The sequence below is a fragment of the Mycobacterium sp. E802 genome, from assembly GCF_001666875.1.
Taxonomy (GTDB): domain Bacteria; phylum Actinomycetota; class Actinomycetes; order Mycobacteriales; family Mycobacteriaceae; genus Mycobacterium.
Map to the genome: position 1 here is coordinate 1 of NZ_LZJD01000134.1, position 3,177 is coordinate 3,177.

Below are 3,177 nucleotides of genomic sequence, written 5' to 3' on the forward strand. Positions count from 1 at the left end.
CTCGGTCCGGCCGGTGACCGACAGTTCGTAATCGCCGCCCCGCCAGAGTTTGACCAGGGCCCCTTCCAGCCCGCGCGACGCCTTCTGCTCGCCCATGCGCACCTCCCACCGAAACACTTCGTTAGGTAAGCATACCCTAACTAATGGATCAGGAGCGGACGCGGGTGAAGCGGTGCAGCAGCCAGGCCGCCGGGATGGTGAACACCATCGTGAGCACGAACAGGTTGAACATCGAGCCCGTGTACACCGGATCTCGCATCACCTCGACCATCACCAGTTCCATGATCATCAGGTGGATCAGGAAGATCTCGTAGGAGATCTCGCCGAGGAAGACCATCGGCCGCGACGCCAGGAACCGGTTGTACCAACCCCGATCACCGAGGGCCGGGGGCGCCACCAACAATGCCGCGATCACCGCATAGAAGAACGTCTTGACCAACGCCTCGCTCAGCTTGGCCGGCGACGTCGTCGGCTCCCCCGCAAGGGGCGTCGAGGCGATGAAGTAACACACCACGGCCAGCGGCACGCACACCATCCCGTAGCCACGCACCTTCAGCTGCCCCAGCACGGTCAGCGCCATCCCCGCCACGAACCAGGCCAGATACGTCGGCAGCCACAACCGGGCGCCGTCGGGCAGGCCGGTCGAATCGTGCACGATCACCAGCCACACCGGCGACACCGCGGCCAGCAGCGCCAGACCGAAGAACAACAGGCCCGGCCGCCACCGCCGCCGGCACAACACCACCAGCAACAGAAACGCCAATGCCGGCAAGACCACGTAGAACGCCGCCTCGACCGCCAGGCTCCACATCTGCGTCAGGCCCTGATGCAGATAGGAGAACAGGTAGTTGTCGGTGTAGATCTGGGTCAGGGTGAGATTGCGGAACAGGCCCATCCACGTATGGCCGGGATTCGGGCCGCCGGTGCGAAAGTGGTAGAGCAGGTAGGCGATCAGCACCGTGACCACATAGGCCGGCATGATCCGTCGCACCCGGTGCCAGGCATAGCGGCGCACCGACGGATCCTTCCCGCCGGTCGCCGCGGCTTTGACCCACGGGCGGAACAACAGAAAACCACTGAGCACGAAAAAGATCGGCACCCCGATCTCCGCGCGCGAATACACCAGCCCCAGATATCCCTGCGGATACTTGCCGGTGGTGTACGCCGCATGGGTCAGCACCACGAGAATGGCGGCCACCGCACGGATCCCGGTCAGTGACGCGACGCGGCTGGACGACGAGACCGGCGCGTCGACGGACTCCAGACCACCTTGATCCGACGGCCCCGTCGCATTCTCCGAGACCGTCACTTGGCCTTCCGGTGCGGCTTTCCTGGACGGTCGCGATAGCCGGAACGCTCTTTGTACTCGCGGCGCGGGGCACGCTCACCGCGATCCGGCGTGAGGTTGATCAGCATGCCCGAGATGCGGGTGTTCTCCAGGGCTTTGAGCGTCTTCTTGGGCAGCTTCTCGGGCAGCTCCACCAGCGAGTAATCCCCGCGAATCGTGATGTGCCCGAACTCGTTACGGTGCAGACCACCCTCATTGGCGATGGCGCCGACGATGTGCCCCGGACCCACCTTGTGCCGCTTGCCCACCGAGATGCGGTACGTCGCCAGGCCTTCCCGCGGGGCACGCGGCGGCCGCTCGCCGCGTTCCTCGCGATCGCGGTCGCGTTCCCGGCGCTTCTCCGGTGGCGGCTCCGTCATCAGGAACTCTTCGCCGTTGCGCGACTGCAACGCCAGCGCCGCGGCGATGTCGGCCATCGGCACGTCGTTCTCGCGCTCGTAATCCTCGATGAGCCTGCGGAACAACTCCAGGCCCGGGCCATTGAGCGAATCGGTGATCGAGTCACGGAACTTTGCCACGCGTTGGGCATTGACGTCGTCGACGCTGGGCAGCTCGGCTTCCAGAACCTTGGACCGGGTGTGCTTCTCGATCGACTTCAGCAGGTGGCGTTCGCGCGGGGTGACGAACAGCAGGGCGTGCCCGGAGCGCCCGGCCCGGCCGGTGCGGCCGATGCGGTGCACATAGGACTCGGTGTCGTGCGGGATGTCGTAGTTGACGACGTGGCTGATGCGCTCGACGTCCAGGCCGCGCGCGGCGACGTCGGTGGCGATCAGGATGTCGATCGTGCCGTCCTTGAGCGCGGTGATGGTGCGCTCGCGCTGCGCCTGGTTGATGTCGCCGTTGATGGCGGCGGCCGCGAAACCACGGGCCTTGAGCCGCTCGGCAACCTCCTCGGTGGCCTGCTTGGTGCGGACGAACACGATCATCGCGTCGCCCTGCTCGACCTCGAGCACCCGGGTCAACGCGTCGAGCTTGCGCGCCCCGGCCACCTGGATGAAGCGCTGGGTGATGTTCTCGGCGGTGGCGGTCTTGGCCTTGACCGTGACCTCGACCGGGTCGTGAAGGTACTTGGTGGTGATCTTGCGGATGGCCGGGGGCATGGTCGCCGAGAACAGGGCGACCTGCTTGTACTCCGGGGTGTCGGCGAGGATCCGCTCGACCTCTTCGGCGAAGCCCATCGTGAGCATCTCGTCGGCCTCGTCGAGCACCAGGTAGTCCAGGTTCGACAGGTCCAGCGTGCCGCGCTCCAGATGGTCGATCACCCGGCCCGGGGTACCGACCACCACCTGTGCGCCGCGGCGCAGACCGCTCAGCTGCACGGTGTAGGACGCCCCGCCGTAGATCGGCAGCACGTTGACCTCGGGCAGGTGCGCGCCGTAGCGGGCGAACGCCTCGGCCACCTGCAGGGCCAGCTCCCGGGTCGGCGCCAGGACCAGGGCCTGGGTGTTGCGGCTGGTGGTGTCGATCTTGGACAGGATCGGGATGGCGAAGGCCGCGGTCTTGCCGGTGCCGGTCTGGGCCAGCCCGACGACGTCCGAACCCGCCAGCATGGCCGGGATGGTCGCGGCTTGGATCGCCGAGGGCGACTCGTAGCCGACATCGGTGACCGCCTTCAGCACCGCAGGGTGAATCTGCAGGTCGGCAAATGTCGGGGCGGTGTCCCCCGGATCCGGGTCTGGCGAGCTCATCGGTTCAGAAGTCTAGTGCCAATCGGCGGCCATCCCCGCCGCGCGCCTGCACAAAGCCGCAACGGGGTCACGGTAGGTTGCCCAACTGTGAACCGGGTCGTGATGGTTGTGATGACCCCGGCGGTCATCTTGACGACCGCA

Annotated in this window: 2 protein-coding genes; both read right to left on the reverse strand. The window is 66.5% G+C overall.

The window, feature by feature from the left end; translation table 11 throughout:
• Window positions 1–148: 148 nt before the first annotated feature.
• Window positions 149–1,309, reverse strand: coding sequence for an acyltransferase (locus A5699_RS19605; RefSeq protein ID WP_067772566.1), 1,161 nt, complete (start codon window positions 1,307–1,309; stop codon window positions 149–151).
• Window positions 1,306–3,036 carry a DEAD/DEAH box helicase gene (locus A5699_RS19610; protein WP_067772568.1) on the reverse strand — a complete coding sequence of 577 codons (1,731 nt, stop codon included), beginning with the start codon at window positions 3,034–3,036 and terminating at the stop codon, window positions 1,306–1,308. The genes A5699_RS19605 and A5699_RS19610 overlap by 4 nt, the downstream gene beginning before the upstream one ends.
• Window positions 3,037–3,177: the final 141 nt, after the last annotated feature.